Source organism: Hyphomicrobium sp. (assembly GCF_009026145.1).
GTDB lineage: Bacteria > Pseudomonadota > Alphaproteobacteria > Rhizobiales > Hyphomicrobiaceae > Hyphomicrobium_A.
Map to the genome: position 1 here is coordinate 1 of NZ_WBUE01000005.1, position 25,151 is coordinate 25,151.

The window sequence follows — 25,151 nt, forward strand, 5'->3', positions numbered from 1 at the left end:
CACCCCAACCCCGCCACCGGCCGAGCCGCCGCCGCTCGATACGCCTGCGACCTACCAGCCCGGTGAAGGCGGCATCGACAGCGGCACGGTGCAGATGTCGCCGGTCGAGGGCAGCGCCGTTTCGATCGGCAAATTCCCCGGTGCCGTCGGTCGCGGCAATGCCGAGGACATCAATCGCACCGGCTACACCTACGCGCCGGAAGTTTTGCAGCAGACGGTTCCGGGCGTCATCATCGAGGACGCGCAGGGCAACGTGTTCCAGCGCAACTTGCAGTACCGCGGCTTTGAATCCTCGCCCGTCAACGGCGTGCCGCAGGGCCTTGCAGTCTATCAGAACGGCGTGCGCATCAACGAGTCCTTCGGCGACATCGTCAACTACGACTTCCTGCCCGACAACGCCATCGACGGCATGACCATCATCGGCGCCAACCCGGTGTTCGGTCTCAACGCCATCGGCGGCGCGGTGACCATCTTCATGCGCGACGGCTTCAGCTACGAGGGCGCCGAGCTCGACGTGCGCGGCGGCTCGTTCGGCCGCTACCAGGGCGCACTGACGGTCGGCCACAACAGCGGCTCGTGGGGCGGCTTTCTGGCGCTGGAAGGCATCCACGACAACGGCTATCGCGACTTCTCGGCTTCGCGCATTCGCCGCATGTACACGGACCTGGGCGCCAAGGGCGACGGCTCGGAGTTCCACCTGAACTTCACCGGCGCGGCAAACTTCGTCGGCGTGACCGCGGCGGCGCCCGTGCAGCTGCTGGCGCTCGACTGGAGCAACACGTTCACCTCGCCGCAGACGACCAAGAACCAGGTGGCGATGACCTCGCTCAACGGCAATATCGACGTATCGCCGACCTGGTCGCTGCAGGGTGTCGGCTACTACCGCTGGTTCAAGCAGTCGCACGTCGACGGCAACATCTCGGAAGCAGAGGAGTGCACTGGCATTCCGGGCGTGCTCTGTCTCGAAGGTGAGGACGACGAGCTGCTCATCGGCTCCGGCCCCGGCGTCAATCCGAACGGCACCATCCCCGAGGACATCACCGACCCGATCGGCTCGCTCGACAACACCTCGCAGCTCGCCAACAGTTGGGGCATCGCCGGGCAGGCCGTGAGCAAGGCGCCGCTGTTCAATCTCGGCAACCAGTTCCTCATCGGCGCCAGCTACGACCACGGCAACGTCGGTTATGGCGCCTCCTCGACGCTGGGCGGCTTTGCGCCGAAGTTCGTCGTCACCAGCCTCGGCATCGAGCTGCTCGGACCCGATGAGGTCTCGCCGCGCGACCTGACGACGATCAACGACTACTACGGCATCTACTTCTCCAACACGCTCGACCTCACCACCGACCTCACGCTGACCGTCGGCGGCCGCTACAACTTCGCTCGCGTGCAGATCATCGACGAGACGGGCACGGCGCCACAGCTCAACGGCGACAACACGTTCCAGCGCTTCAATCCGATGGTGGGCAGCACCTACCTCATTCACCCGGGGCTGACGCTCTATGCCAGCTATGCGGAGGCCAACCGCGCCCCGACGCCGGCCGAACTCGCCTGTGCCGACCCGAACTTCCCCTGTCTCCTCGAAAGCTTCCTGACCGCCGACCCGCCGCTCGATCAGGTCGTGTCGCACACCTGGGAGCTCGGTTTGCGTGGCAAGATGATCGGCAACAGCAATCAGCGCCTCGAATGGAGCGCCGGCCTGTTCCACGCCCTCAACAGCGACGACATCATCACCATCGCCGACCAGATCTCGGGCCGCGGCTACTTCGATAACGTGGGCGACACGCTGCGGCAGGGCATCGAAATCGGCGCCCGCTACACCGACCCGCGCTGGTTGCTGTATGCCAACTACGCGCTCGTCGACGCGACATTCCAGTCGAGCTTCGTCATCGCCTCGCCCAACAATCCTTCTCCGGCAGCCTTCAACTGCGAGGACGGACCGGGCACACCCGTCGATCCCGATGAGCCGCTGTGCGTGCAGGTCAACAGCGGCGACACCATTCCCGGCGTGCCGCTCAACCGCTTCAAGGCCGGCTTCGACTACCTGATCACGCCGCAGTGGAGATTCGGCGCCGACCTCGTCGCCGCCTCGAGCCAGATCTTCTTCGGCGATGAAGGCAACGACAACGCCCCGCTGGCCGGCTACGCCAAGGTCGACCTGCACACCTTCTACGACGTGACCGAGAACGTGCAGCTCTATGGCCTCGTCTATAACCTGTTCAACTCGGAGTACGGCCTGTTCGGCAACTTCTTCAATCTCGAGGCGGCCAACGAGGCCTCCGAGGCCAATCCGGCAACCGGCCCGGACTTCTTCACCAACGCGCGCACCATCACGCCGGCGCCACCGCTCACGGCCTACGCCGGCATGAAGATCCACTACTAGCGTTCACATCTGTCATCCCGGAAGCCGTGAACATAGTGAGCGGCTTTCCGGGACCCAGCGTAAGGGTCGTCGAAGACTCTAACGATGGGAGCATTCGCTGGCTCCCGGGTCTCGCTGCAGCTTGCGCCTCCGCTCGCCCGGGATGGCAGACCCAGCTATCAGACGTGCCTTGCGGCCTACATCTGCGTGACGTAGGCGCGCTCCTCGATCACATCGAACTCGCAAACCGGAGAGGGTGCCCCGCCACCAAGCGTCAGCACGACGTGCGGGTGCCTGAAGCGGGCCGGCCAGCGCTCGCTGCTGAGCTGCCAGATCTGCACGTCGACGTTGGAGCGTCCGATGGCGAGATCGACGGAAGCGGGCCGCGTCCATAGCGGAGATGCGCCGCCGGTCGGCGTCAAGGCCTGCGCGCTCTGGCAGGCGGCGATGGCGCGCTCGCGGTAGGCGCGGATCAGCGCCTCCTGGGCGCCGTCGCGGTAGAGGCGCTCCTGGGCCCAGATCTTCGCGCCCGCCAGCACGGCGAGCGTGATAACGAGGGCTCTCAGCATGGCGGACGCGCTCCACCGAGGATAAGACGACCCACCGGTGGCATGCCGCGGCGCACCAAGCAGGGTAGGTCCGAGTTTCCCCGGGGTTGGTGAATAAAGAGTTGCCGAGCGTATCGCCGCGCTTGTCAGGGCGCCGTCATTGCGGCATGGATCGCGGCCAGTTCGCCGCAAGTTCGCATACCCGGGGGGAAGGACCGACCTATGAAGAAGAAAATACTCATCACCTGGCCACTGCCGGAGGCCGTCATGGCTCGCGCCCGGGCCACCTACGACGTGATCGCGCACGGGGACAACCCCAAGATCACCGTCGACGAGATGCTGGAGACTGCCAAGTCGGTCGACGCCATCCTGCTGACACTCAACGAGAAGTGTCCGAAGGCGGTCATTGAGAAGATCCCCGAGAACATCAAGTGCATCTCGACCTTCTCCATCGGCTTCGACCACATCGATCTCGAGGCCTGCAAGGCGCGTGGCATCAAGGTGGGCAACGCGCCGCACGGCGTCACCGTCGCCACCGCCGAGATCGCCATGCTCTTGCTGCTCGGCTCGGCGCGCCGCGCCTCCGAAGGCGAGCGCATGATTCGCACCCGCTCCTGGCCCGGCTGGCAGCCGCTGCAGCTCGTCGGTCAGCGGCTCGACGGCAAGAAGCTCGGCATCTACGGCTTCGGCAAGATCGGCCAGGCGTTGGCGCAGCGCGCCCGCGGCTTCGACATGGAAATCCATTACTACGATATCTACCGGGCCAAGCCCGAGGTCGAGGCGAAGTACAACGCCACCTACCACGACAGCCTCGATAGCCTGCTCAAGATTTCGCAGTTCTTCTCCATCAACGCGCCCTCTACACCGGAGACGCGCTACTTCTTCAACAAGGACGTGATCGAGAAGCTCCCCCACGGGGCCATCGTGGTGAACACGGCGCGTGGCGATCTGGTCAAGGACGAGGACATGATCGCTGGCCTGAAGTCGGGGCGTCTCGGCTATGCCGGTCTCGACGTGTTCGCCGGCGAGCCAAAGATCAACGAGGGCTATTACGATCTGCCCAACACGTTCCTCTTCCCGCACCTTGGGAGCGCGGCGATCGAAGCGCGCAACCAGATGGGCTATGAGGCGCTCGACAACATCGACGCCTTCTTCGCCGGCAAGGAGATGCCGTTCAAGCTCGCGTAAGCTGCGGGGTCGGCAGAAGCAAAAAGGTAAGACGAGAGGGGGAAGCTCGGGGGATGGTGTGAGGCGGCGCCAGGCTCCGCTTGGGGAAGCGGGGCGGCGCAATGAGGAGCACTGCCAATGGAACCTACCGAGCAAGCCACGACCGAGCAGCGCAAGTCCACCTTCGGTGATACCGCCGTGTGGATGCGCGGACTGTTCATGCTTCTACTGCTGCTGGCCTTCGGCGTCGGCCAGGGCCTGCTGTGGCTCTTGGCGATCGTGCAGTTCTTGTGGCTCATCTTTGCCGGGGAGCCGAATGCCTTTCTTGCGCGGTTCGGCCAGTCCTTGTCTCTGTGGCTTGCCGAGACGGGACGCTATGTCTCCTGCGCCAGCGACGTGAAGCCGTTCCCGTGGGCACCCTGGCCGTCGGCGCAGTAAGCATCAGTCGGCGACCTCGGTCACAAGCCAGCGCGCGGTGCGCAGCAGGCGCGCATCGTCGTGCCGCGGGCCGACGAGCTGCACACCGACCGGCAGGCCTTTGGCTTGCAGTAGCGGCAGCGACACGGCCGGCATGCCGAGGTAGGTCCACAGGCCGTTCATGATCGGACTACCTGTCGTGCCGAGACCCTCCGGCGCCGGCCCTAGCGCGGCGGGGGTGAGAATGGCGCTGAACGTCTTCAGCGTCGCCGTGATGGCGCGGTAGGCAGGCTCGCGGCCGGTGATGGCCCGCAGGTACAGCTGCGCGTCGATGTCACGACCCGCTTCGAGGCGCTGCGTCAAGCCGGGCGAGATCAGCTGCGGCGCTTCATCCATCAGCGGGCCGTAGTAGTGCGCGTTCTCGGCCAGCTGCACGATCCGCTGCCACTCGATGACGTCGGCGAGCAGCGGGATGTCGAACTCGACGACGCGCTCGCCGAGCCGCGCGGCAAGCGCGGCAAATGCGGTTTGCATCTCAGGGTCGGTATCCACCCAGGGCGGCGGTTTGACAAACGCCAGACGCGGCGGGATCGGTGGACGCGCCCGCGCCGTGCCGAGCAGCCCCGGCCGTCCACGACGGATGCTCGTCGCGTCGTCGGGATCGAAGGCAGTCATGCAGTCGGTGAGGAGGGCGAGATCCTCCACCGAGCGCCCGTAGACGCCGACGGTGTCGAGGGTATGCGACTGCATCAGGACGCCGCCGCGCGGGACGAGGCCGAGCGTCGGCTTGAAACCGTAGACGCCGCAGAACGAGGCGGGGCGGATGATGGAGCCGGCGGTCTGACTGCCGAGTGCCGCGGGCACCATGCCGTCGGCGACGGCCGCCGCCGATCCGGCCGACGATCCGCCGGGCGTGTGGGCGAGGTTGTGGGGATTATGCGTGCGCGCCGGCGTCAGCAGGGCCAGCTCCGTCGTCACCGTCTTCCCCATGATCACCGCACCGGCACTGCGTAGGGCGGCGACGCAGGTGGCGTCGCGCTCGGGCCGGCGCCCGGCGAAGACGGGTGAGCCATTCTCAGTCGGCAGATCGCAGGTATCGATGATGTCCTTGATGCCGATCGGCACGCCGTGCAATGCACCCGCGGCGGGGCGCGCGCGCAGCGCGGCGTCCGCCTCGCGCGCCTGCGCCAGCGCCAGGTCGGGATCGAGGTGCTCCCAGGCCTGCACCTCGTCCTCCCGCGCGCCGATGCGCGCCAGGCAGGCGCGGACGAGCTCCTCCGAAGAAAGCACACCGTCGCGGATGGCTTCGGCCGCGGTGGTCGCCGTGAGCGCGGTGGGGTCTGCTATGCGGGGTCGACTCATACTTTCGGCGAAGCTCCGGCGGGCAGGCTGTGTCTCGAGGGTGGCATCAGCGCAGCCGCCACAAGGCTGCAAACACTTGGTTTCCTCATCCCTTAACGGGCCCGAGCCTCCTGCTCAATCTCAGCGCAGATGGCTTGACGGACCTTCGTCTTCCTACCTATAGCTGCTCCCTTCGCCGACAAAAGAATACCCCCTGGGGTGCCTCATGCTCGGTTTCGACCGGGGCGCCATAGGGATTGCTGCGAGATGCGAAGAGCATTGCCGAGGGGAACGCCAATGGCCAATCAGACCGGCCGCCATTTCCTGCAGATTCCTGGACCGACGCCGGTGCCGGAGCGGATTCTCAATGCCATGTCGCGGCAGATGCTCGACCATCGCGGCCCGGCGTTCGGCGAGTTCGGCCTCAAGCTCCTCGCCGACATCAAGTCGATCTTCAAGACGTCGAACCCGGTGATCATTTACCCTTCCTCCGGTACCGGTGCCTGGGAGGCGGGCTTCGTCAACACGCTGTCGCCGGGCGACCATGTTCTCGTCATCGAGACCGGTCAGTTCGCTGTCCTGTGGCGCAACATGGCGGAGCGACTGGGCTTGAAGCCCGAGGTGCTGCATACCGATTGGCACAGCGGTGGCGATGCCGATGCGCTCGAGGCGCGCCTGAAAAAGGACAAGGCGCACGACATCAAGGCCGTGTGCGTCGTGCACAACGAGACCTCGACCGGCGCTCGGACGTGGATCGATGACATCCGCAAGGCGATGGACGGCGCCCGTCATCCGGCGCTGCTGATGGTCGATGCGGTCTCCTCGCTGGCGGCCATGGATTTCCGCCACGACGAGTGGGGCGTCGACGTCGCCGTATCCGGCTCGCAAAAGGGTCTGATGCTGCCGCCGGGGCTGTCGTTCACCGCCGTCAGCCAGAAGGCGCTCGCCGCCTCGAAACAGGCGAAGCTGCCGCGCTCCTACTGGAATTGGGACGATATGCTCGCCATCAACGCCGCCGGCACGTTTCCCTATACGCCGGCCATCGGCCAGCTTTACGGGCTCGCCGAGGCGATCGCCATGCTGCACGAGGAGGGCCTCGACAACGTCTTTGCGCGCCATGAGCGCCTGGCCGAGGCCACGCGCAGGGCGGTGCGCGGCTGGGGGCTCGAGACGTGGTGCCGCGATCCCAGAGCGCATTCGCCGGCCGTCACGGCCGTCGCCATGCCCGATGGCCACAACGCCGATGCCTTCCGCAAGCTGGTGCTTGAGAACTTCAACATGTCGCTCGGCACCGGCCTCAACAAGCTGGCCGGCAAGGCATTCCGCATCGGCCACCTCGGCCATACCAACGAGCTGACCATACTCGGCGCGCTCGCCGGCGTGGAAATGGGGCTGGAGCTTGCCGACGTGCCGCATCAGAAGGGCGGCGTCGCCTCGGCCATGGCGTATCTTGCCGAGACGGTGCGGCCCGCGACCGCCAAGGCGGCCTGATCGCGAGCCCTTGAGCTCGCCTACTGCGCGGCAGCGCGGATGGCGGTGGCCTTGATGCCGGTCCTCGGCACGATCGACGGACCGGAATAGCCGGCCGCGGCCAGCTCGACCTTACATTTCTGGCCGAGCTTCATGTACTTGGCGACCACGCAGCTCTTGACCTTGGCATAGGTCGGCGACGGGCCGATGCACCCCAGGCGGCGCACGTCGCTCTCGCACGCGGCGCGCAAGGCAGGTGTGACTTCCGGTGGAAGCTTCAGCTCTTCCGCGAATGCGGCCGAGCTTGCCGCCAACGCCGCACACGCGACCAGAACGCGTGATCTGCGCATATTTGACTACCCCTCGAGTGAGTGACCCATGGCCACCATCACACACATCGAGGCAGCAGAATGTTGACCGATGGCGCACATGCGACAGCGGACCACACGAACAAGTCGCATATCAAGTCGCATATATCGGATTGTTGCGCCGGCGGCTGGCCGGCAGGTGGCTGTGCCGGCTCAACTTTCTCGCTTCGCCCGGTTCGCGACGCGGGCGCGATCGAGCGCCTCGGCAACGCGCACGCTGTCGACCTCATCCTTGTGGATGACGTCGCTGGCACCGGCAGCGATCAGGCGCGTGCGATGTGCCGGCGTCACGGTGCCGCTGACGACGATGATCGATCCGTCGAATCCGGCGTGACGCAGCTTGGGAATGGTCAGCAACGCTTCCGCCGGTGGATTGCGCATATCACCAAGAAAGGCGAGTGCCGGCATCTTTTGGCAAAGGTTGTCGAGCGCATCCGCCAGCGAGCATGCCCACCGTATCGGCACCTGATAGCCGAATAGAACATGCAGCGTAGCGGTGAGGCGTTCGGCATCGACGGCCCTATCGTCGATGATCAGAACTTCGCTCGGCAGCTCCTGCCGGGCGCGCGACGTGGCGAGATTGCTGCGCTTGGTCAGATGCCCGCAGCCAGTCGTCCGGCCGGCTGGCTCATCCTGAGGTTGCCGCGCGGATTGAGGCTCGAGACCAGTCGGTGCGGCGTTTTGCGCGCTTTGCGTGTACCTATGTGGAATCATCAACCCAGCGTAGACAGGTGGTGCGCCGTCCGCCAACTGCCAAATGGTAGCAGTTGGGGCCGCCGCCGCCAGAGGCAGTGCGGCTACGGGCAGGGTCGTGTTTCGGCGCAGCTTCTCTTACGCGAGCGCAGCGTCACCGCCGACCGCCGCACGCCGAAACGCCGCGAAGCTGTCGCTGATGCGGCGTGTTTGCGGGTCAGAGCCGGCAGTATGTGCGACCACCGCATCGGCGACGCGCCGGATGGCATGCGCCAGCTCGCCGGCGAGCGGCCAAGTCCGCTCGGCAGGCGCCTCGGGGTGCAGGAGTAGGCGGTGGGCGTCCTCCTCGGCCAGCGACAGCTGGAACTCGCCGGCTGCAGCGGCAGTGAACATGGCCTGCTCGTCGACGCCAAGGCTGTTCCACAGCGAGCGGCGGATGCCGAGGAACAGCGCCGTGCCATGCCGATTGATGCTGGCCCCGGCCGAATACGGTGCGACGCTCGGCAGGCCTAGCGCATAGCTGACAATGGCGCCGCCGCATTCGGCCGCGAGCACCTCGCCGCGCTGCATCGCGTCGGCAAGCTGCCCCGGCGGCAATGACACCGGATCGAGGCCCAGGCCGCGGGCGACGTCGCGCGCAAGGCCATGCACCTGGGCCTTGCGTCCGGCGAGGGCGCTCATCGTCTCGATGCGCTCGGCAGCCAGCAGGTAGCTGTGCGCGCCGGTGTGCGCGGCGAGCAGGGGCTTTATCCCGATATCGCCGCCAAGATCGTCCCACAGCGCCTGACCGCCGCCGACCGAAATCCAGGTCTGTAGGTGCTGCGGGCTGACTCCACGATCGCCCGGCAGCCCTGCGAAGTACGCGAGGCCGCGCGGCGCCTGCGCGAGGTTATGGGCGCCGCCGAAATAGAGATCGGCGGCTCCTTCGCGCACGCCGGCGAGACCGTCGGCAACTCCAAATTCCAAGACGATGCGGTAGCGCCCGTCGCTCATCGCGGCGATGTTCTGCCCGAGGCGTCGCGCCCAGTCGGCAGGACCGGCGCAGCCCTCCTGCCACGGCATGGCGAGGTGCAATTCCCGCAAACCTTTGATAGCGGCGGGGGCCGCGAGCGAATTCGTGGCCGTGGCTGTCGCAGCGGTGGCCGCGGCTGCGGCCGCGCCCGTCGACTTCAGGAAATCGCGCCGGTCCATCGAGCCCGTCCCCTCTCGCCAAGCGTCGCGCGCATCAAAGCCGATCAGTGCCGAATTGACAACGGGGGCAGCCCTCTGGCCGCGCTAAGCGCGCGTTACAGACGGTTGAGCACCAGCAGGTTCAAGACTTTGCGCACTCGATGGCGACGGTCTTGCTGGAGCCGAGGCTGACCGTTCCGGCGCTGCTCATGGTGCCCGATGCGCCTGGCTGCTGCGCGTCCTGTCCGAGTGCGCTGGAGAAGGCATCGTTAAGCGCCTGCGTGTCGCTGTCGTCGGGCGGCTCGTGGATCGCCGGCTTGCAGCTGGCCGGCGCGTTGGCGCCGAGCTTGATGGCATCCGCCTCGGCGAAATCAAAGGCGATGAAGTAGCTCGAGTCGAAGACCGCGAAATTGAAGCCCGGGGCGTCAGCAGGGACGGGCGCCTCGAGCGGCAGCGTGAAGTGCAGCGTGAGAATGCCCTTGTCGCTGTAGTCGAGCCAGTAGTCGACCGGTGGCTTGAACTTCAGCGTCTTGTCGCCGAGCTTGGCGAAGGTGAAGTACTCGAACTCCTTGAGCCCGTCGATATTGACCTGCGCCAGCTCTTTCAGCTCCTCGCGGTCGTATTTGCCGTCGCCGTTCTTGTCGAGGCCCTCGATGGCTGTCTGCGTATAGATCTCGTCGAATGTCCACGCCTGCTGTAGCCCCGTGATGGTGCCGTTGTCGTAGAGCACCGTCTCCTTCATCGTCACCCACACGTGCGGGTGGGCGCCGGCGCTCGAGGCGGAAAGGCTCAGCCCGGCAGCGATGGCCGCCACAGCTAGGATGAATTTCGCGGGACGCAAGTCGCTTCTCTCCTAGGTCGATGCAGTAATCACAGTGAGCCCGAACCGGTGACTGCGAAAAGTGGATGGAGCAGGAACGTGGCGGTTGCGTGGTTGGCGAGGCTGCACTAGCGTAGCCGGATATTATCACATCCAGCAATCGAATGGATCTATAGCATGGCGGGCGGCCTTTGGACGCTGGGACAGACTTTGCGCGATGCTTGTGCCGGCGCCATGCGGGCGGTTGGCCTTATGCGCCTGCTTGGCCTGGCCATTACTCCGGTGACGGCGCACGCCGAGGTTGCGGATGTCGTCGTCACCATCAAGCCCATTCATTCCCTCGTCGCGCGCGTCATGGAAGGCGTCGGAGCCCCGACGTTGCTGGTCGAGGGCGCCGCCTCGCCGCACAGCTTTTCGCTCAAGCCGTCGCAGGTGCGTGCAATCAATGCTGCTGCCGTATTCATCCGCGTGTCGGAGCGTCTGGAGCCGTTCACTGCCAAGATCGTCCGCTCGCTGCCCGCAGGCGTTGAGCTCGTGACGCTCGTCGACATTCCTGGCCTTCATCTCCTGAGCCAGCGCAAAAACGGAACCTTCGAGGCTCACCGCCACGACCATGCCGCGGCGGACCACGCGGACAAGGACGATGCCGTCGATGACAGTCATATCTGGCTCGATCCCGACAACGCCAAGGTCATTGGCAACTATGTCGCCGGCGTACTTGGCGCGCGTTATCCGCAGCACGCCGCGCAGTTCCGGACCAATGCCGAGCGGCTGAGCGCTGAAATCGGTGCGCTGACGAGCGAGCTCGAGGCGACGACCGGGCCGCTGCGCAACAAGCCGTTCGTCGTCTTTCATGACGCCTATCGGTATTTCGATGCTCGCTTCGACCTCGATGCCGTCGGCTCGATTACGGTTAGCCCCGACGTGCAGCCGAGCGCCAAGCGCTTGACCGAGCTGCGCCAGAAGATCCGCTCGCTCGAAGCTGTGTGCGTCTTCGCCGAGCCGCTGTTTCAGCCGCGCCTCGTCGCCGCCGTCATCGAGGATACCGATGCCCGTGCGGGCACGCTTGATCCGGAGGGCACGGGCCTGGAGCCGGGTCCGCAGCTCTACTTCGTGCTGATGCGCAATCTCGCTGCTAGTCTGAAGTCGTGCCTCGCCCCGGCATCGTGAGGCCGAAAAGCGAAAGGGCAGCGCGAACGCTGCCCTTCAGCGTTGAAATATCGCGCCCGGCCTGGCTTAGAGCGAAGCGCTCTTGCCCGGCTCGTCCGAATGGACGGACGTAGCCTTTTTGGCATCCTCGGCGGCCTTCTTGGCAGCCTCGGCAGCGGCGCGGGCAGCCTCAGCAGCCTTGGCGGCGGCTGCCGCCGCCCTTTCGGCGATGGCCGCCGCGTCGTCGTGCGGGGCGGCAGCGGCGGTCTCATGCTTCTTGTGCGCTTCGGTCTTCTTGGGGACCTTGCGCTCGAGCGGCTTCTCAGCCGCGGCGGCGAGCGTCGCGTCGTCGGCGTTGGGGTCGACGGCAGGCGCACCCATGTCGTTCGTTGCCGCTACCGTCTCGACGGCAGCCGACGGCGTGCGCGGGCGGATGCTGCGCGGTGGGCTCTTGTAGGCGGGTGCCGAGGCCATCGGATTGAAGGGCGCCGGCTCGTCGCCGGAAGCGACCGCCTGACTGTTGAAGCGTTGCCAGGTCACGGTGACCTTGGTGCCGACGGGCACGCGCGGATAAAGGTCGAGCACGTCCTCGTTGAGCATGCGGATGCAGCCCTTCGATACCGCCTGGCCGATGGTCCACGGCGCGTCGGTGCCGTGAATGCGATAGGTGCTGGAGCCGAGGTACATGGCGCGCACGCCGAGCGGGTTCATGCGATGTCCGCCCGGGACCCACAGCGGCAGCTTCGGGTTTTCGCGCAGCATCTCGGGGGTCGGGCGCCACGATGGGTTCACGCGCTTGTCGGTGACGCTGGTCGTGCCCTGCCAGCGGCTCTGCTCGCGCGGCACGGCAATGGGATAGCTGGTGGCCGTCCCGGCCTTGGTGATGAGGTACAGCCGGCGATCGCCGAAGCTGACGATGATCTGCCCGGGCGTGTATTTGGGGTCGAACGAAACAGTCTGCTTGCCGCCGCCCCACTCCTGGCTGCCGCCCCAGAGAAATTCGAACAAACCCTGGGCGTGCGCCTGCGGCGCAGCGACGGGGGCGGTGGCGGCGAGGGCTGCCAGGGCAAGAGAACTCATCAGACTGCGGGAGGGCATTGCTGAATGGCTCCGGAAGGTTCAGCTCGGTTGGAGGGAGCTTGAGGCGATATGGTGAATGCAGCGTATATAACAGTCCCACTTTTTCGCGGCAGAGCATGCAGGACACAGTTGTCCTCGGATCGCACCCTGGATGGCGGTTTGGGGATTTTTTGCCCGCGTTGTTTCCTTCATGCACGCTGAAGGGCCTGGATATGCGGCATTTGCCTGCTTGAAGGTGCGGCAGGCGAGTCGCGCGTCATGCTGATTCGGTGCTTGGCAAGAGCTGTGCTGTGGAAAAAACCGCACATCGAAGTGGCGCCTGCGCAACCATAATTTCCTCTTTTTGTTCCCTTTTTGATCTTGACCTAAATCGCTCTCGCGTCTAGAACAAAAAAAGAACGCGACGGCATTCGAGCTGCCGTCGCCTCGGTTGGTGCGAGAGCGTTCCCGTGGACCAGGCGGCCCCATCCCCCACCCCACCGTCCGGCCGTCTGCAGCGGATCTCGCGGCCAGAGCCAAGCCCCAGTGCGTGTCCGCGTAACGGGTTGCGTAGCGTTGGGCTTAGGCGCTCTTGCCCGAACCGGAACGGCGAGTCCCTCCTCGCCGTTCCGGAGGACGGGGTCTTGGCGGGCAACCAGGCGGATGTGCTCGCCGATCTGCGCACGCGCATTACGGCGCTGGAGCGTAGCCATTCTCTCATCGCTTCGCCCGAGTCTGCGGTGCAGCCCCAAGGCTCTCTCGCGGGTGTGTGGACGCTCGGCGCCGCCGAGCTCGACCACCGTCTTGGCGCTGGCCTAGATGCCGCCTCCCTGCACGAGGTGAAGGCCGAGCCGCACGCATCGGGCGTTGCGGCGGGCGCCGGTGCCGGCAATTGGGCGGCAGCGCTCGGCTTTGCCTTGCGCCTGGCCGTGCGCCGGCTGCACAGCATCGAGACTTCGCATGCGGGCCCTCCACGCATCCTGTGGTGCTGGCCGTCCGTGTTCGCGCGCGAACTCGGCGCGCTCTACGGGCATGGTCTTGCCACGCTCGGCCTCGAGCCATCGACGTGGCTGTTCGCCGAGACGGCGCGTGCCGGCGACGCGCTGTGGGCGATGGAGGAAGGCCTGCGCTCTGAGAGCCTGGCGCTCGTCATCGGCGTCTTGGGCGAGGTGGAGCTGACGCCGGCTCGCCGCTTGAGCCTTGCCGCGGCGGAGCATTCGACACCCTGTCTCATCGTCACCGATCCACGTCTTTCCCCCGCCGGATCTACCGCCACACGCTGGCGCGTCGGAGCACGCAAGAGCGCCTCGCATCCTTTCGACGGGGCGGCGCCCGGTGCGTCCCGCTACGCGGTCGCGCTGGAACGCTGCCGGCATCGCCCGCTGACGCGTGAGCCGCTGCCTTACCTCTTGGAATGGTCGGATGAAACGCATCGTTTCCGTGTGGCTGCCGCTGTGGCCCATCGAGCGGATGCGCCGCGCGCAGCCGTCGCTGGTTCCCGATGATGCGCCGCTGGCGCTCGTCGAAACGGGCACGCATGGCATCCGCATCACCGCCGTAAACCCCTATGCGGCGGGGAAAGGCGCGCGCATCGGTCAGGCCCTCGCCGATGCGCGCGCCGCCTTGCCGGGGCTCCTGACGCAGCCGGCCGATAGGCGCCGCGACCGCGCCGCGCTGTTGCGCCTCGCCCGTTGGTGCGGACGCTACGGTCCCAATCGCAATATCGATGGCGACGACGGGTTGTGGATCGACATCACTGGCGTTGCGCACCTTTACGGCGGCGAAGCGAGATTGCTCGATGATCTCATCGCCAGGCTCTCACGCTTTCAGCTGACGGCACGCGCCGGCCTCGCCGATACACTCGGTGCTGCGCACGCGCTCGCCCGCTATGCCCCCTCACCAGCGCTGGCGCGTGAAGGAAAGGCCGAAGCGCAGCTTGCCAAGCTGCCCGTCGAAGCCTTGCGGCTGGCGCCGGACACCGTGCTGCTCTTGAAGCGCCTCGGCCTCAACCGCATCGGTGATCTCTACCGTCTGCCGCGCGCGGCATTGCAGCGCCGCTTCCGCTCGGCCAAGGGCGTCGAAGCGGTGTTGACGCGCCTCGATCAGGCCCTGGGCGTACGGGCCGAGCCTTGCCAACCGCTCATCGAGCCGCCGGCCCTCTACGTGCAGCGCTGCTGGCCCGATCCGCTCATCTCGCCTGAGCGACTCGAAGCCGAGACAGCGCGGCTGGCGCAAGAGCTGTGCGCGCATCTTGCCGCGCGTGGGCTCGGCGCCCGTCGTCTTTGCCTGTCGCTCTACCGCGCCGACGGCAGCATCGCCGAAGCGCGCGTCGGCTTGAGCTCACCCTCGTGGGCGCCCGAGCATATGACGGTGCTCATCGGCGAGAAGCTCTCGGCGCTCGATGCCGGCTTCGGCGTCGATGTGATGGTGCTGGCGGCGGTGCAGGTGGAAAAGCCGTCCGGGCAGCAGGGTGCGCTCGCCCCGCGCTTGAAGGGCGGGGCACGTGCCGATGCGGCGCAGCTCGTCGACCGCCTGGCCAACCGTCTCGGTGCGACGCGTATCACGCGGCTAGAGCCGCGCTCGAGCCACATCCCCGAGCGTGCCGAGGCGCATGTTGCGGCGCTCGCGCGCGCGCACGAGCACTCTTGGCCGCTGCCTTGCGGTCCGGCGCGCCCGCCGCTGCTGCTGGCGCACCCGGAGCCGATCGGCGTCGTCGCCGAGGTGCCGGAGGGGCCGCCGGCGCGCTTTACCTGGCGCCGGGTTGAGCACCGCATCGTGCGCGCGCAAGGCCCGCAGCGCGTCGCGCCCGAATGGTGGGACGAGATCGCGCAGAGCGGCACGCGCGACTACTACCGCATCGAGGACGAGGGCGGCGCCGGCTACTGGGTGTTCCGCGAGGGGCTCTATGGGCGCGAGGAGGCGGCGCCGCGCTGGTTCCTGCACGGACTGTTCGGGTAAGGAAGTGAGTACGGGGAGTGAGTATGACGATGAGCTTTGATACTTTATCGTTTGCCAAGCGATTGACCGAGGCCGGCGAGAAGCCGGCAGTGGCCGAGGCACACGCCATGGCGCTCAAGGAATTCGTGATGGATACCATCGCTACCAAAGCAGATCTACGTGATCTCAGCCGCAGCCTCGGCGAGGAGATCCAGGATGTGCGCGATGATATCCAGGGGGTGCGTGGCGAAATCGCCGATGTCCGCTCCGAGATGCGGGGCGAGTTCGCAAAGGTGCGCACCGAGATCGACGGTTTGCGTGGCGAGCTTCATCAGGAGCTTGCTTCCTTCCGCAAGGAGGTGAATGAGCGCTTCGCCACCAAGGACGAGCTGCGTCACGAGATCGGCCTGTTGCGCAAGGACATCGACGCCATGGGTCTGAAGCTCACGGTGCGCATGGGCGGCATGCTCGCCGTTGCCGTTGGCGCGGTGGCGACGCTCGGCAAGGTGGTCTGATTGCCGTGAGCGCTTTTAAGAACAAAACGACAACACGTTACGCCGAGCTGCAGGTGACGACCAACTTCTCGTTCCTGCGCGGGGCTTCGCACGCCGAGGAGCTCGTCGCACAGGCGCATGCGCTAGGCTTGTCGGCGCTTGCCGTCACCGATCGCAACACGCTCGCCGGCGTCGTGCGTGCGCACCTCGCGGCGAAGGAGCTGGGTCTGAAGCTGATCGTCGGGGCGCGGCTCGACCTGCAGGATGCGCCGAGCCTCTTGTGTCTGCCGCGCGACCGGCAAGCCTATGGGCGCCTGTCGCGGCTTTTGTCTTTAGGTCAGATGCGCGCCAAGAAGGGCGCGTGCACGCTCTTTCTCGATGACGTTGCGCGCCACGCCGAGGGTCAAATTTTCCTCGCGCTTCCCCCTGACGACTGGGATTGGCGCATGCTCACGCCTGCCGCCGCAGAGGTGTCCTCTACTGCCGCCATCCTTCCTTTCCGCAATACGAAAATTTCCTCCTCTTCCCGCGTGCGTCACGCTGAAAGCGTGCCTTCGGCACGACGAGAGGGCGGGGGTGAGGGGCCGAAGTTGGCGCCGAAGCAAGAGGTTGCCCCTCACCCTAACCCTCTCCCCATGCAAAAGGGCATGGGGAGAGGGGATGTGACCTTCGAAGCGGAGCTGCGGCGCGTGAAGCAGGTGCTGGGAGATGGAGCGCAGCTCTATCTCGCGGCGAGCTACACCTATCGCGGCGACGACCGGGCGCGCATCGCCGCGCTGGGCGCGCTGGCAGAGCGTTGCGGCACTCCGCTCGTCGCCACGGGCGACGTGCTCTATCACGCCCCGCACCGGCGCCCGCTGCAGGACGTCCTTTCCTGCGTGCGCGAGAAGACGACCATCAGAGAAGCCGGCCTCGAGCTCGAGGCCAACGCCGAACGTCACCTCAAATGGCCGATGGAGATGACGCGCCTGTTCCGCGGCCACGAGGACGCCATCGCCCGCACGCTGCAGATCGCCGAGGCCTGCCGCTTCTCGCTCGACGAGCTCGTCTACGAATACCCCGACGAGCCGACGCCGTCCGGCAAGACCCCGCAACAACACCTCGAGCAGCTCTCCTGGGAAGGCGCGCGCTGGCGCTTCCCCGACGGCATCCCCGACAAGGTGCATGCCCTCATCGCGCGCGAGCTGCAACTGATCGATCAGCTCAACTACGCGCCCTACTTCCTCACCGTGCACGACATCGTGCGCTTCGCGCGTTCGAAGGGCATCCTCTGCCAAGGGCGCGGCTCGGCCGCCAACTCCGCCGTCTGCTACTGCCTCGCCATCACAGCGGTAAACCCGACCGAGATCGACGTGCTGTTCGAGCGCTTCGTCTCCCCCGAGCGCCGTGAGCCGCCCGACATCGACGTCGACTTCGAGCACGAGCGGCGCGAGGAGGTGATCCAGTACATCTACGCGCGCTACGGTCGGAATCGCGCCGGGCTCGCCGCCACCGTCATCTCCTATCGCGCGCGCTCGGCGGTGCGCGACGTCGGCAAGGCGATGGGGCTGTCGGAGGATACGGTCGCGGCGCTCGCCGGCATGGTGTGGGGCACGACCAGCGGCGGAGAGCTGCCCGAGAAGCACGTGCGCGCCGCCGGTCTCGATCCCAAAGATCCGCTGCTGGCAACGGTGCTGGAGCTGGCGCACGAGCTGATGGGCTTTCCGCGCCACTTGTCGCAGCACGTCGGCGGCTTCGTTCTGACGCGCGGGCCGCTTATCGAGGTCGTCCCCGTCGGCAACGCGGCGATGGAGGACCGCACCTTCATCGAGTGGGACAAGGACGACATCGCCGCCCTCGGCCTGCTCAAGGTCGACGTCCTGGCGCTCGGCATGCTCACCTGCATCCGCCGCGCCTTCGACCTCATCGAGCGTCACGAGGGCAAGGCGATGACGCTCGCCTCGGTGCCGCGCGAGGATCCTGCCGTCTACGACATGCTGTGCAGGGCCGATTCCATTGGCGTATTCCAGGTGGAAAGCCGCGCGCAGATGAACATGCTGCCGCGCCTCAAGCCGCGCTGCTTCTACGATCTCGTCATCGAGGTGGCGATCGTGCGCCCGGGGCCCATCCAGGGCGACATGGTGCACCCCTACCTGCGCCGCCGCGACGGTGTGGAGCCGGAGCATTATCCCTCGCCATCCCCTGAGCACGGCCCCAGGGACGAATTAAAGAACATCCTCGGCAAGACCAAGGGCGTGCCGCTATTCCAGGAGCAGGCGATGCGCATCGCGCTTATCGCCGCCAAGTTCTCCGACGCGGAGGTGAACGAGTTGCGCAAGGCGATGGCGACCTTCCGCCGCCGCGGCACCATCGGGCTTTTAGAGGAGAAAATGGTCTCGCGCATGACGGCGCGCGGCTATGATGCGGCATTCGCGCAGCGCTGCTTCAACCAGATCAAGGGCTTCGGCGAGTACGGCTTTCCCGAGAGCCACGCGGCGAGCTTCGCGCACCTCGTCTATGTGTCGTCGTGGATCAAGTGCCACCATCCGGCGGCGTTCGCGGCGGCGCTCTTGAACTCGCAGCCGATGGGCTTTTACGCGCCGGCGCAGATCGTGCGCGATGCGCGCGAGCATGCCGTCGAGGTGCGCGAGGCGGACGTCAATCTCTCCGACTGGGACTGCACCCTGGAGGCGGGAGGCGCCGACGGCCGGCCGGCGCTGCGGCTCGGCCTGCGTCAGATCGACGGCCTGCAGGAGGAGGAGATCAAGAAGCTCGTCGCCGTGCGCGGAGCTTCCCTCTCCCCATCGTTTCTTCAGCGATGGGGAGAGGGTCAGGGTGAGGGGCAGTCGCTGGCTCCGGCGCAAGTTGTTGCCCCTCACCCCGGCCCTCTCGTCGTGCCGAAGGCACGCTTTCAGCGTGACGCTAGCGGGGAGAGGGGGAAGTTCCGCGACGTGCACGATCTGTGGGCGCGGGGGCGGCTGCGCCTCGCCACGCTCGAGAAGCTCGCCGCGGCGGATGCCTTCCGCTCCGTCCAAGCGGAGCTTGGCTTCGCCAAGACGGGCCTCGACCGCCGCCAGGCGCTATGGGAGGTGAAGGCGCTCGCCGCCGCCGAGCCGCTGCCGCTGTTCTCCTGGAGCGAGACGCGCGAAGCCGCCGCCGAGCCGTTCGTGCAACTGCCCGAGATGCGGCTGTCCGAGCACGTGGTGAGCGACTATCAGACGCTGCGCCTATCGCTCAAAGCGCATCCCATGAGCTTTCTGCGCGAGCGCTTCAAGGCGCGCCGCGTACTCGCCTGCGATGAGCTGCGCAGCATCAAGGACGGCGCCTGGGTCGCGGTCGCCGGCGTCGTCTTGGTGCGCCAGCGCCCCGGCTCGGCCAAGGGCGTCGTGTTCATGACCATCGAGGACGAGACCGGCATTGCCAACGCCGTCGTGTGGGCGAAGACGCTGGAACGCTTCCGCAAGGAGGTGATGGGCGCCCGCCTCATCGTCATCCACGGCCGCGTGCAGCGTCACGAGGACATCATCCACGTCGTGGCGGCACGGCTGGAGGACCGCAGCGACTGGCTGCAGCTATTGTCGGCCGAGGGCGCTGCGATAAAGGCGCCGGTCGCCAACGCCGACCACGTGCGCCATCAGGACACCCGCGCGGCACCGCAGGGGCAGCACAGCGGGCACCCGCGCTGGGCCGGCCACCCGAGGAACGAGCGCATCATCCCCAAATCGCGCGATTTTCATTGAGGCATATAGCCCGGCAGCATCACCGTGTTGGGCACACCGTCGGCACCCATGAACACCGCCAGGATGCGTGCTGGTATTTTGCCCGTGTTGCGTCCGTTGTGCGGCCAATCGATCGCCTCGATCAGCGCGTCGCCCTGGCGATAGACGCGCGTGCCCTTGGCGCCGTAATCGACGCTGACCTCGCCTTCGAGGATATAGCCGAACATCGGCACGTCGTGCTGGTGCCAGCCGGTCTCCTCGCCGGGCAGCATGGTGACGATGGCCGAGACGATTCTCGCAGGCGCCTGCGTGGGATAGGCGATCGGCTGGGTAAGGATCGTCTCCCCAGTGCTGAGCAGCGAGGTAACGGTCTCGCGCGTCATGCCGCGGTCGGCGATGGCGATAATAAGCGCCGCGCCCAGGAGAACCGTCGCCAGCTGCCAGACGAGTGATCGCGCCTTCGACATACGATGACCTTTCCAACGCCCATTGTGCTCGGCGGCATGATGGCGGAAGTTGATGAACAACTCTCGCCTCGCCGGTGGCCATGCTCCCTCGCCAGATCCTACGCTTCGCCGCGCCTGCCCTGGCTATCGTCATGGCCGCGTCCGCCCAGACGCAGCTCGTCGATCCGCGCAGTGCGCCCGAGGCTGCGACGGGGACCGAAAACCACCAGCTGGCGACCGCCAAGCGGCACATGGTCTCCGCCGCCAACGCCATCGCCGCCGATGCCGGCCGCGACATGCTGCGCGCCGGCGGCTCGGCCATCGATGCCGCCATCGCCACACAGCTCGTCTTGAACCTCGTCGAGCCGCAGTCGAGCGGCATCGGCGGCGGGGCGTTCATCCTCCACTGGGATAATGCCAAGGCGGAGCTGAAGGCATACGACGGGCGCGAGACGGCGCCGGCATCGGCGCGTCCCGACCGCTTTCTTGTCGACGGCAAGCCGATGCCGTTCGACGAAGCCGTGCTGTCGGGCCTCAGCATCGGCGTGCCCGGACTGGTGCGCCTATTGGAGGACGTCCACAAGCAGCATGGCAAGCTGCCATGGGCGAAGCTGTTCGAGCCGGCGATCCGCATTGCCGAGCAGGGCTTCGAGATTTCGCCGCGCCTGCATTTCCTTTTGCGCCTCGAGGGCGCCGACAGCTTCGTGCCGGCGGCGCGGCGCTACTTCTTCACCGAAGGCGGAAGCGCGCTGCCAATCGGGCACCGGCTGAAGAATCCGGCCTTTGCGGCGACGCTGCGCGCCATCGCGGCGGGCGGTTCGGCCGCCTTCTACGAGGGCCCGATCGCGCAGGCGATCGTGGACGCAGTGGCGTCAGCGCCGACCGCTCCAGGCGGCATGACGCTCGACGACCTCAAGGGCTACAAGGTGAAGGAGCGTGCACCGCTTTGCGTGACCTACCGCGGGCACGAGGTGTGCGGCATGGGCGCGCCGTCCTCGGGGGGCACCACCGTGGCGCAGACCCTGAAGCTGATCGAGACCTTCGACCTCGGTAGCAGTCCGGATGCGGCGCTCAATGCGCACGCCGTGCATCGCATCGCGGAGGCGCAGAAGCTCGCCTATGCCGACCGCAACCGCTTCCTCGGCGATCCCGACTTCGTCGCCATTCCAGAGGGGCTGCTCGATGAGACCTACCTCGCGCAACGTCGCGCGCTCATCGATCCGCAGCGCGCTGTCGACAAACCGCAGGCCGGCGCGCCACCTGCACCCAAGCGCCAGTCGTTCGGCGTCGATGCAACCATCGAGCGGGCGGGCACCAGCCATATTTCGATCATCGATGGCGACGGCAACGCCGTGGCCATGACAACGACCATCGAGGGCGCATTCGGCTCGCACAACTGGGCGGCGGGCTTCCTACTCAACAACGAGCTGACGGACTTCTCCTTCGTGCCGGTCGACGCCGCCGGGCTCCCGGTCGCCAATGCCGTCGGAGCGGGTAAGCGCCCGCGCTCGTCCATGGCGCCGACCATCGTCTTCGATGCACGGCGGCACGTCGAAGCCGTGCTCGGCTCGCCGGGTGGCAGCCGCATCATCCTCTATGTCCTCAAGACGCTGATCGCGTTGCTCGACTGGCGCATGGACGCCCAGCAGGCGGCGGACCTCACCAACTTCGGCAGCCAGGGGAGCGGTCTCGAGATCGAACTCGACTGGCCGGCGGTGCCGCTGGCGCTCACCTTGCGACCGCTGGGGCACCGAATCGCACCTTCGCTGATGAATTCCGGGATCCACATCGTCATGCGGCGAGGGGGTGGGCTCGAAGGCGCCGCTGACGCGCGTCGGGAAGGGGCCGCACTAGGGGATTGAGCGCGGCGCCGCGGCATGCGAACGGTAGGCGCCCCGCAACCCAACAATGAAGCAATGCCCGCGAGCTCCCGCTCCATCACGGTGCTCGGCGCCGGAATCCTCGGTCTCTGGCAGGCGCTGACGCTTGCCCGCGCCGGGCATCGCGTGCGCCTCCTCGAGGCCAGCGCCGAGCCGTTCGCGGATGCGGCGAGCCTCTATGCCGGCGTCATGCTGGCGCCCGAGCGCGAGGCCGAGACGGCGCCCATGATGCTGCGTCAGCTCGGCCGTGAAGGGGTGGCGCTGTGGCGCAACCTTTGTCCGGCCTTGAAGACGAATGGCAGCCTCGTCGTTGCCGCCGCCCGCGACCGCGGCGAGCTCGATCGCTTTGCCCGGCGCACGCAGGGACATCGTCTCCTCGATGCCGCCGAGATCGATGTGCTGGAGCCCGACCTCAAAGATCGCTTCACCGCCGCGCTGTTCTTTCCCGAAGAGGCGCACATGCCGGCGCCGGCCGCGCTGGCGTTCTTGCTGGCGGAAGTGCAACGGGCCGGCGTCGACATCGTGTTCGGGGTCGCATCGCCGGGTGAGGAGGAGACGGTCATCGACTGCCGCGGGCTGGCGGCGCGCGATGCGCTACCCGAGCTGCGCGGCGTGCGCGGCGAGCGGGCGCTGATCCGCACGCGCGAGGTCGCTCTGCGGCGCCCCGTGCAGCTGCTGCATCCGCGGCTGCCGCTCTATATCGTGCCGTGGGAGGACGGCCTCTACATGATCGGGGCGACGGTGATCGAGAGCGAGGATGCAGGTCCCGTGAGCGTGCGCTCGGCGTTGGAGCTGCTGGGCGGTGCGTATGCCGTGCATCCCGCGTTCGCCGAGGCGGAGATCGTCGATCTCGGCGCTGGCGTGCGTCCTGCCTTCCCCGACAACATGCCACGCGCCATCGTGCGCGAGGGCGGAAAGCGTATATTCGTCAACGGTGCCTACCGGCACGGCTTTCTGTTGGGGCCGGTGCTCGCGCGCGCCGTTGCCGACTACCTAGAGAGTGGTGCAACGTCGGAACTGATACGCGCAGAGAATTGATGAGCTTAGCCGGCACGGGCGAGGAGCCCTGCTGCGCGCCCCTGCGCGACGGCGCGAACCTGGGCTCCGATCTCCGGGTTGCGGTCGATGAAGCGATGGAAATCGTCGCAGTCGAGCACCAGGAGATCGGTCGACTTGACGGCCGTCACGGTTGCTGTGCGGCGCTCGCGCGTCAAAAGCGCCATCTCACCGCAAAAGTCGCCCTCTCCAAGCCGCACCTTGCCCGTCGGAGCGTCGACCTCGAGCTCTCCACTGGCGATCAGATACATAGCGTCCCCCGGCTCGCCCTTGCGGATGATGACGGTACCGGCGGGGACCGTGCGCGCCTTCAAGATGGCGACGAGATCGGAGATCGAGGCCGCATCGAGGTGGGCGAACAGCGGCACGTGGGCGACCATGGCGAAGGTCACGACGAAATCCCTGCGGCGGATCTCCTCGTAGAAGCCGCGCCCGATGATGGCGACGGGCAGCGCGAAGCAGAAGATGCCAAGCATCACAGTGATCGCCGCGATCATGCGGCCGAGCGCCGTCACTGGAGTGAGCTCGCCGCCACCGATCTTGGCGAGCATGGCCGCCGACCACCACATGGCTTTCGGCATATCGCCAAGCCGCTCGGGCTGCATTTCCCCTTCCACCGCGTGCATGGCGGCAGCCGCTGCCAGCATCACGCCGCCCAAGATGATGACGCAGGCGAGCAGTGCGCGCCGTTCCGCCGCGAGCACGCGCCCGATGGTCGCCAGCGCCGGCGAATAGCGGGCAAGCTTCAAGAAGCGTACCAGCCGGGTCAGGCGCAGGGCCGGAACGCCGGGGAAGAGAAGCTCGAGCAGCAGCGGCACGAAGGCCAGCGCGTCGATGACCATCATCGGCGTCGCGGCAAAGCGGGCCCGGGCCCGCCAAGCACCGAGCTTGTGCAGCAGCGGATGCTCCGGCGCCACCCACAGGCGCGCTGCATACTCGACGGCGAATACGAGCACGCACAGCCTGTCGAAGAGCTGCAAGTTCTCTCCGTAGGCGGTTTCTATATCGGGAAGCGTCTGCGCGAGCGTTGCCGCGACGTCGGCGAGAATGACGAGCACTAGGATCCAGTCGAGGACCCGCGAGGCGAAATCCCGGCGACGTCCATGTTCCAGGATGTCGAACGCTCGCTCGCGCGCAGTCGGATGCCTGGGTTCCGCGTCGCTCAACCAGCACCTCTTTCAAGGCCGCTTCGGGCATTGCGGCTCGAAAGCCGCCGTGCATGCCCGTTGCGCCAGTCTAGCCCAGGAGCATCGGCTTGGGAGCGGACGTTCGAATGGTGGTTACGCGGACACGTCTCGCGGGCTCGTCAGGTGACGACGGTCGCCTTGGGGCCCATCATCGCCTGGATCTGCCGCAGCGAGCGCGAAGCGCGCCACACGTTCTCGATGCGGAACACCTCGTTGCCGCCGCCGAAGATGGCGATCTTGCCTTCGATGTCGCTGGTGCCGAGGCCGACGATGCCGAGGCCGAGGATCTTGTGGTCGAGGATGTCGTCGCTGAAGCGGGTCAGGCGCACGTGCATCACCGAATAGCTTTCCGGAGCGCGCCCCAGGATGCTGGCGAAGCGCTGCACACGCTCGATCTGCGCGCCGCGGAAGCGCCAGTAGCTCAGGCGGTCGAAGCCGAAGACGATCACCACCCAGACGACGAACAGAGCCGCGGAGACCATCATGTAGAAGGCGAGGTTCATGTGCACGAGAATTGCGGGCGGTGTCTTGAACAGACCCTCGATGCTCATGATGAACTGCGTTCCGACGGCCGCGCCGATGAGCAGCAGGATGAGGAGAATGGAGCCGATGCCGCGTGCCTTGACGGTGGTGGCGAGCGCGACGAACAGCAACAGCATGGTGAAGGAGATGCCGACCCAGGCGCTAGGGTGAATGAGCAGCGGCTTGCCGCCGCCGATGGTGAAGGTCTCGCCCTGCGCGTAGGTGAGGAGGGCGCAGAAGAAGCCGTAGGCCCACACGACCCACCAGTAGAGAATGGGAGAGTGTGGATAGATGCGCACTTCCGTCGGAGCGCCAGCCGCAGGTGCGGCCTGCGGAGCCGTCTCAAGCCCAGTCGACGCCATGCTATCCC

At 66.7% G+C, this 25,151-nt stretch carries 21 protein-coding genes; 11 read left to right on the plus strand and 10 right to left on the minus strand.

Annotation, left to right across the window (positions count from 1 at the left end):
* Nucleotides 1–2,380: TonB-dependent receptor (locus tag F9K20_RS05815; RefSeq protein WP_290998486.1), on the plus strand; the 2,380-nt coding region annotated here is incomplete at its 5' end.
* A 176-nt stretch (nucleotides 2,381–2,556) separates the two neighbouring features.
* Here F9K20_RS05815 and F9K20_RS05820 read toward each other — a convergent pair.
* On the minus strand, nucleotides 2,557–2,928 hold the full coding sequence (locus tag F9K20_RS05820) for a hypothetical protein (protein WP_290998490.1): 372 nt from the start codon (nucleotides 2,926–2,928) through the stop codon (nucleotides 2,557–2,559).
* Nucleotides 2,929–3,129: 201 nt separating this feature from the next.
* Here F9K20_RS05820 and F9K20_RS05825 point away from each other — a divergent pair, with 201 nt between their 5' ends.
* The gene (locus F9K20_RS05825) at nucleotides 3,130–4,095 is read left to right on the plus strand and encodes a D-glycerate dehydrogenase (protein ID WP_290998493.1); all 966 of its coding nucleotides are present in this window, start codon (nucleotides 3,130–3,132) and stop codon (nucleotides 4,093–4,095) included.
* 117 nt (nucleotides 4,096–4,212) lie between these two features.
* Nucleotides 4,213–4,512, plus strand: a complete 300-nt coding sequence (locus tag F9K20_RS05830; protein ID WP_290998496.1) for a DUF4389 domain-containing protein — start codon at nucleotides 4,213–4,215, stop codon at nucleotides 4,510–4,512.
* A 3-nt stretch (nucleotides 4,513–4,515) separates the two neighbouring features.
* Here F9K20_RS05830 and F9K20_RS05835 read toward each other — a convergent pair whose 3' ends face one another.
* A complete protein-coding gene (locus F9K20_RS05835) occupies nucleotides 4,516–5,853 on the minus strand; it encodes an amidase (RefSeq protein WP_290998499.1) in 1,338 nt (445 codons plus the stop codon).
* 276 nt (nucleotides 5,854–6,129) lie between these two features.
* Here F9K20_RS05835 and F9K20_RS05840 point away from each other — a divergent pair, with 276 nt between their 5' ends.
* A complete protein-coding gene (locus F9K20_RS05840) occupies nucleotides 6,130–7,323 on the plus strand; it encodes an aminotransferase class V-fold PLP-dependent enzyme (RefSeq protein ID WP_290998503.1) in 1,194 nt (397 codons plus the stop codon).
* Between the two features lie 20 nt (nucleotides 7,324–7,343).
* Here F9K20_RS05840 and F9K20_RS05845 read toward each other — a convergent pair whose 3' ends face one another.
* From F9K20_RS05845 to F9K20_RS05860, 4 genes are all read right to left on the minus strand, one after another.
* Nucleotides 7,344–7,652, minus strand: a complete 309-nt coding sequence (locus F9K20_RS05845; protein WP_290998506.1) for a hypothetical protein — start codon at nucleotides 7,650–7,652, stop codon at nucleotides 7,344–7,346.
* Between the two features lie 171 nt (nucleotides 7,653–7,823).
* The gene (locus F9K20_RS05850; RefSeq protein WP_290998509.1) at nucleotides 7,824–8,384 is read right to left on the minus strand and encodes a response regulator; all 561 of its coding nucleotides are present in this window, start codon (nucleotides 8,382–8,384) and stop codon (nucleotides 7,824–7,826) included.
* A 117-nt stretch (nucleotides 8,385–8,501) separates the two neighbouring features.
* Nucleotides 8,502–9,554: a twin-arginine translocation signal domain-containing protein gene (locus F9K20_RS05855; protein ID WP_290998512.1), complete on the minus strand. Its 1,053-nt coding sequence runs from the start codon at nucleotides 9,552–9,554 to the stop codon at nucleotides 8,502–8,504.
* 121 nt (nucleotides 9,555–9,675) lie between these two features.
* Nucleotides 9,676–10,374 carry a DUF1007 family protein gene (locus tag F9K20_RS05860; protein ID WP_290998515.1) on the minus strand — a complete coding sequence of 233 codons (699 nt, stop codon included), beginning with the start codon at nucleotides 10,372–10,374 and terminating at the stop codon, nucleotides 9,676–9,678.
* Between the two features lie 156 nt (nucleotides 10,375–10,530).
* On the opposite strand from F9K20_RS05860, the gene F9K20_RS05865 reads away from it, so the two are divergent.
* A complete protein-coding gene (locus tag F9K20_RS05865) occupies nucleotides 10,531–11,523 on the plus strand; it encodes a zinc ABC transporter substrate-binding protein (RefSeq protein ID WP_290998518.1) in 993 nt (330 codons plus the stop codon).
* A gap of 66 nt (nucleotides 11,524–11,589) precedes the next feature.
* On the opposite strand, the gene F9K20_RS05870 is transcribed toward F9K20_RS05865, so the two are convergent.
* Nucleotides 11,590–12,582, minus strand: a complete 993-nt coding sequence (locus F9K20_RS05870) for a L,D-transpeptidase (RefSeq protein WP_290998521.1) — start codon at nucleotides 12,580–12,582, stop codon at nucleotides 11,590–11,592.
* A 623-nt stretch (nucleotides 12,583–13,205) separates the two neighbouring features.
* On the opposite strand from F9K20_RS05870, the gene F9K20_RS05875 reads away from it, so the two are divergent.
* From F9K20_RS05875 to F9K20_RS05890, 4 genes are read left to right on the plus strand one after another with little or no spacing between them, the layout of a single operon-like run.
* Nucleotides 13,206–14,066: a hypothetical protein gene (locus F9K20_RS05875; RefSeq protein ID WP_290998524.1), complete on the plus strand. Its 861-nt coding sequence runs from the start codon at nucleotides 13,206–13,208 to the stop codon at nucleotides 14,064–14,066.
* Complete coding sequence (locus F9K20_RS05880) at nucleotides 13,984–15,519, plus strand: DNA polymerase Y family protein (RefSeq protein ID WP_290998527.1); 1,536 nt, start codon at nucleotides 13,984–13,986, stop codon at nucleotides 15,517–15,519. Before F9K20_RS05875 ends, F9K20_RS05880 begins: the two co-directional genes overlap by 83 nt.
* Before the next feature lie 29 nt (nucleotides 15,520–15,548).
* Nucleotides 15,549–16,013 carry a hypothetical protein gene (locus F9K20_RS05885; RefSeq protein ID WP_290998530.1) on the plus strand — a complete coding sequence of 155 codons (465 nt, stop codon included), beginning with the start codon at nucleotides 15,549–15,551 and terminating at the stop codon, nucleotides 16,011–16,013.
* Nucleotides 16,014–16,018: 5 nt separating this feature from the next.
* Nucleotides 16,019–19,711 (plus strand): error-prone DNA polymerase, encoded by a 3,693-nt coding sequence (locus tag F9K20_RS05890; protein WP_290998532.1) that lies wholly within the window; start codon nucleotides 16,019–16,021, stop codon nucleotides 19,709–19,711.
* Here the strand turns inward: F9K20_RS05890 and F9K20_RS05895 are convergent.
* Entirely contained in the window at nucleotides 19,705–20,157 is a 453-nt protein-coding gene (locus tag F9K20_RS05895) for a cupin domain-containing protein (protein ID WP_290998535.1), read from the minus strand. The two genes, F9K20_RS05890 and F9K20_RS05895, sit on opposite strands and share 7 nt — an antisense overlap.
* 131 nt (nucleotides 20,158–20,288) lie before the next feature.
* Between F9K20_RS05895 and ggt the strand changes: the two genes are divergently transcribed.
* Both ggt and F9K20_RS05905 read left to right on the plus strand, forming a co-directional pair.
* Nucleotides 20,289–21,998 (plus strand): gamma-glutamyltransferase, encoded by a 1,710-nt coding sequence (gene ggt / locus F9K20_RS05900; protein ID WP_290998538.1) that lies wholly within the window; start codon nucleotides 20,289–20,291, stop codon nucleotides 21,996–21,998.
* Nucleotides 21,999–22,052: 54 nt separating this feature from the next.
* Nucleotides 22,053–23,054, plus strand: coding sequence for an FAD-dependent oxidoreductase (locus F9K20_RS05905; protein WP_290998540.1), 1,002 nt, complete (start codon nucleotides 22,053–22,055; stop codon nucleotides 23,052–23,054).
* 5 nt (nucleotides 23,055–23,059) lie between these two features.
* On the opposite strand, the gene F9K20_RS05910 is transcribed toward F9K20_RS05905, so the two are convergent.
* Complete coding sequence (locus F9K20_RS05910) at nucleotides 23,060–24,238, minus strand: cyclic nucleotide-gated ion channel (RefSeq protein WP_290998542.1); 1,179 nt, start codon at nucleotides 24,236–24,238, stop codon at nucleotides 23,060–23,062.
* 140 nt (nucleotides 24,239–24,378) lie between these two features.
* Nucleotides 24,379–25,143 (minus strand): hypothetical protein, encoded by a 765-nt coding sequence (locus F9K20_RS05915; protein ID WP_290998544.1) that lies wholly within the window; start codon nucleotides 25,141–25,143, stop codon nucleotides 24,379–24,381.
* Between the last annotated feature and the right edge of the window lie 8 nt (nucleotides 25,144–25,151).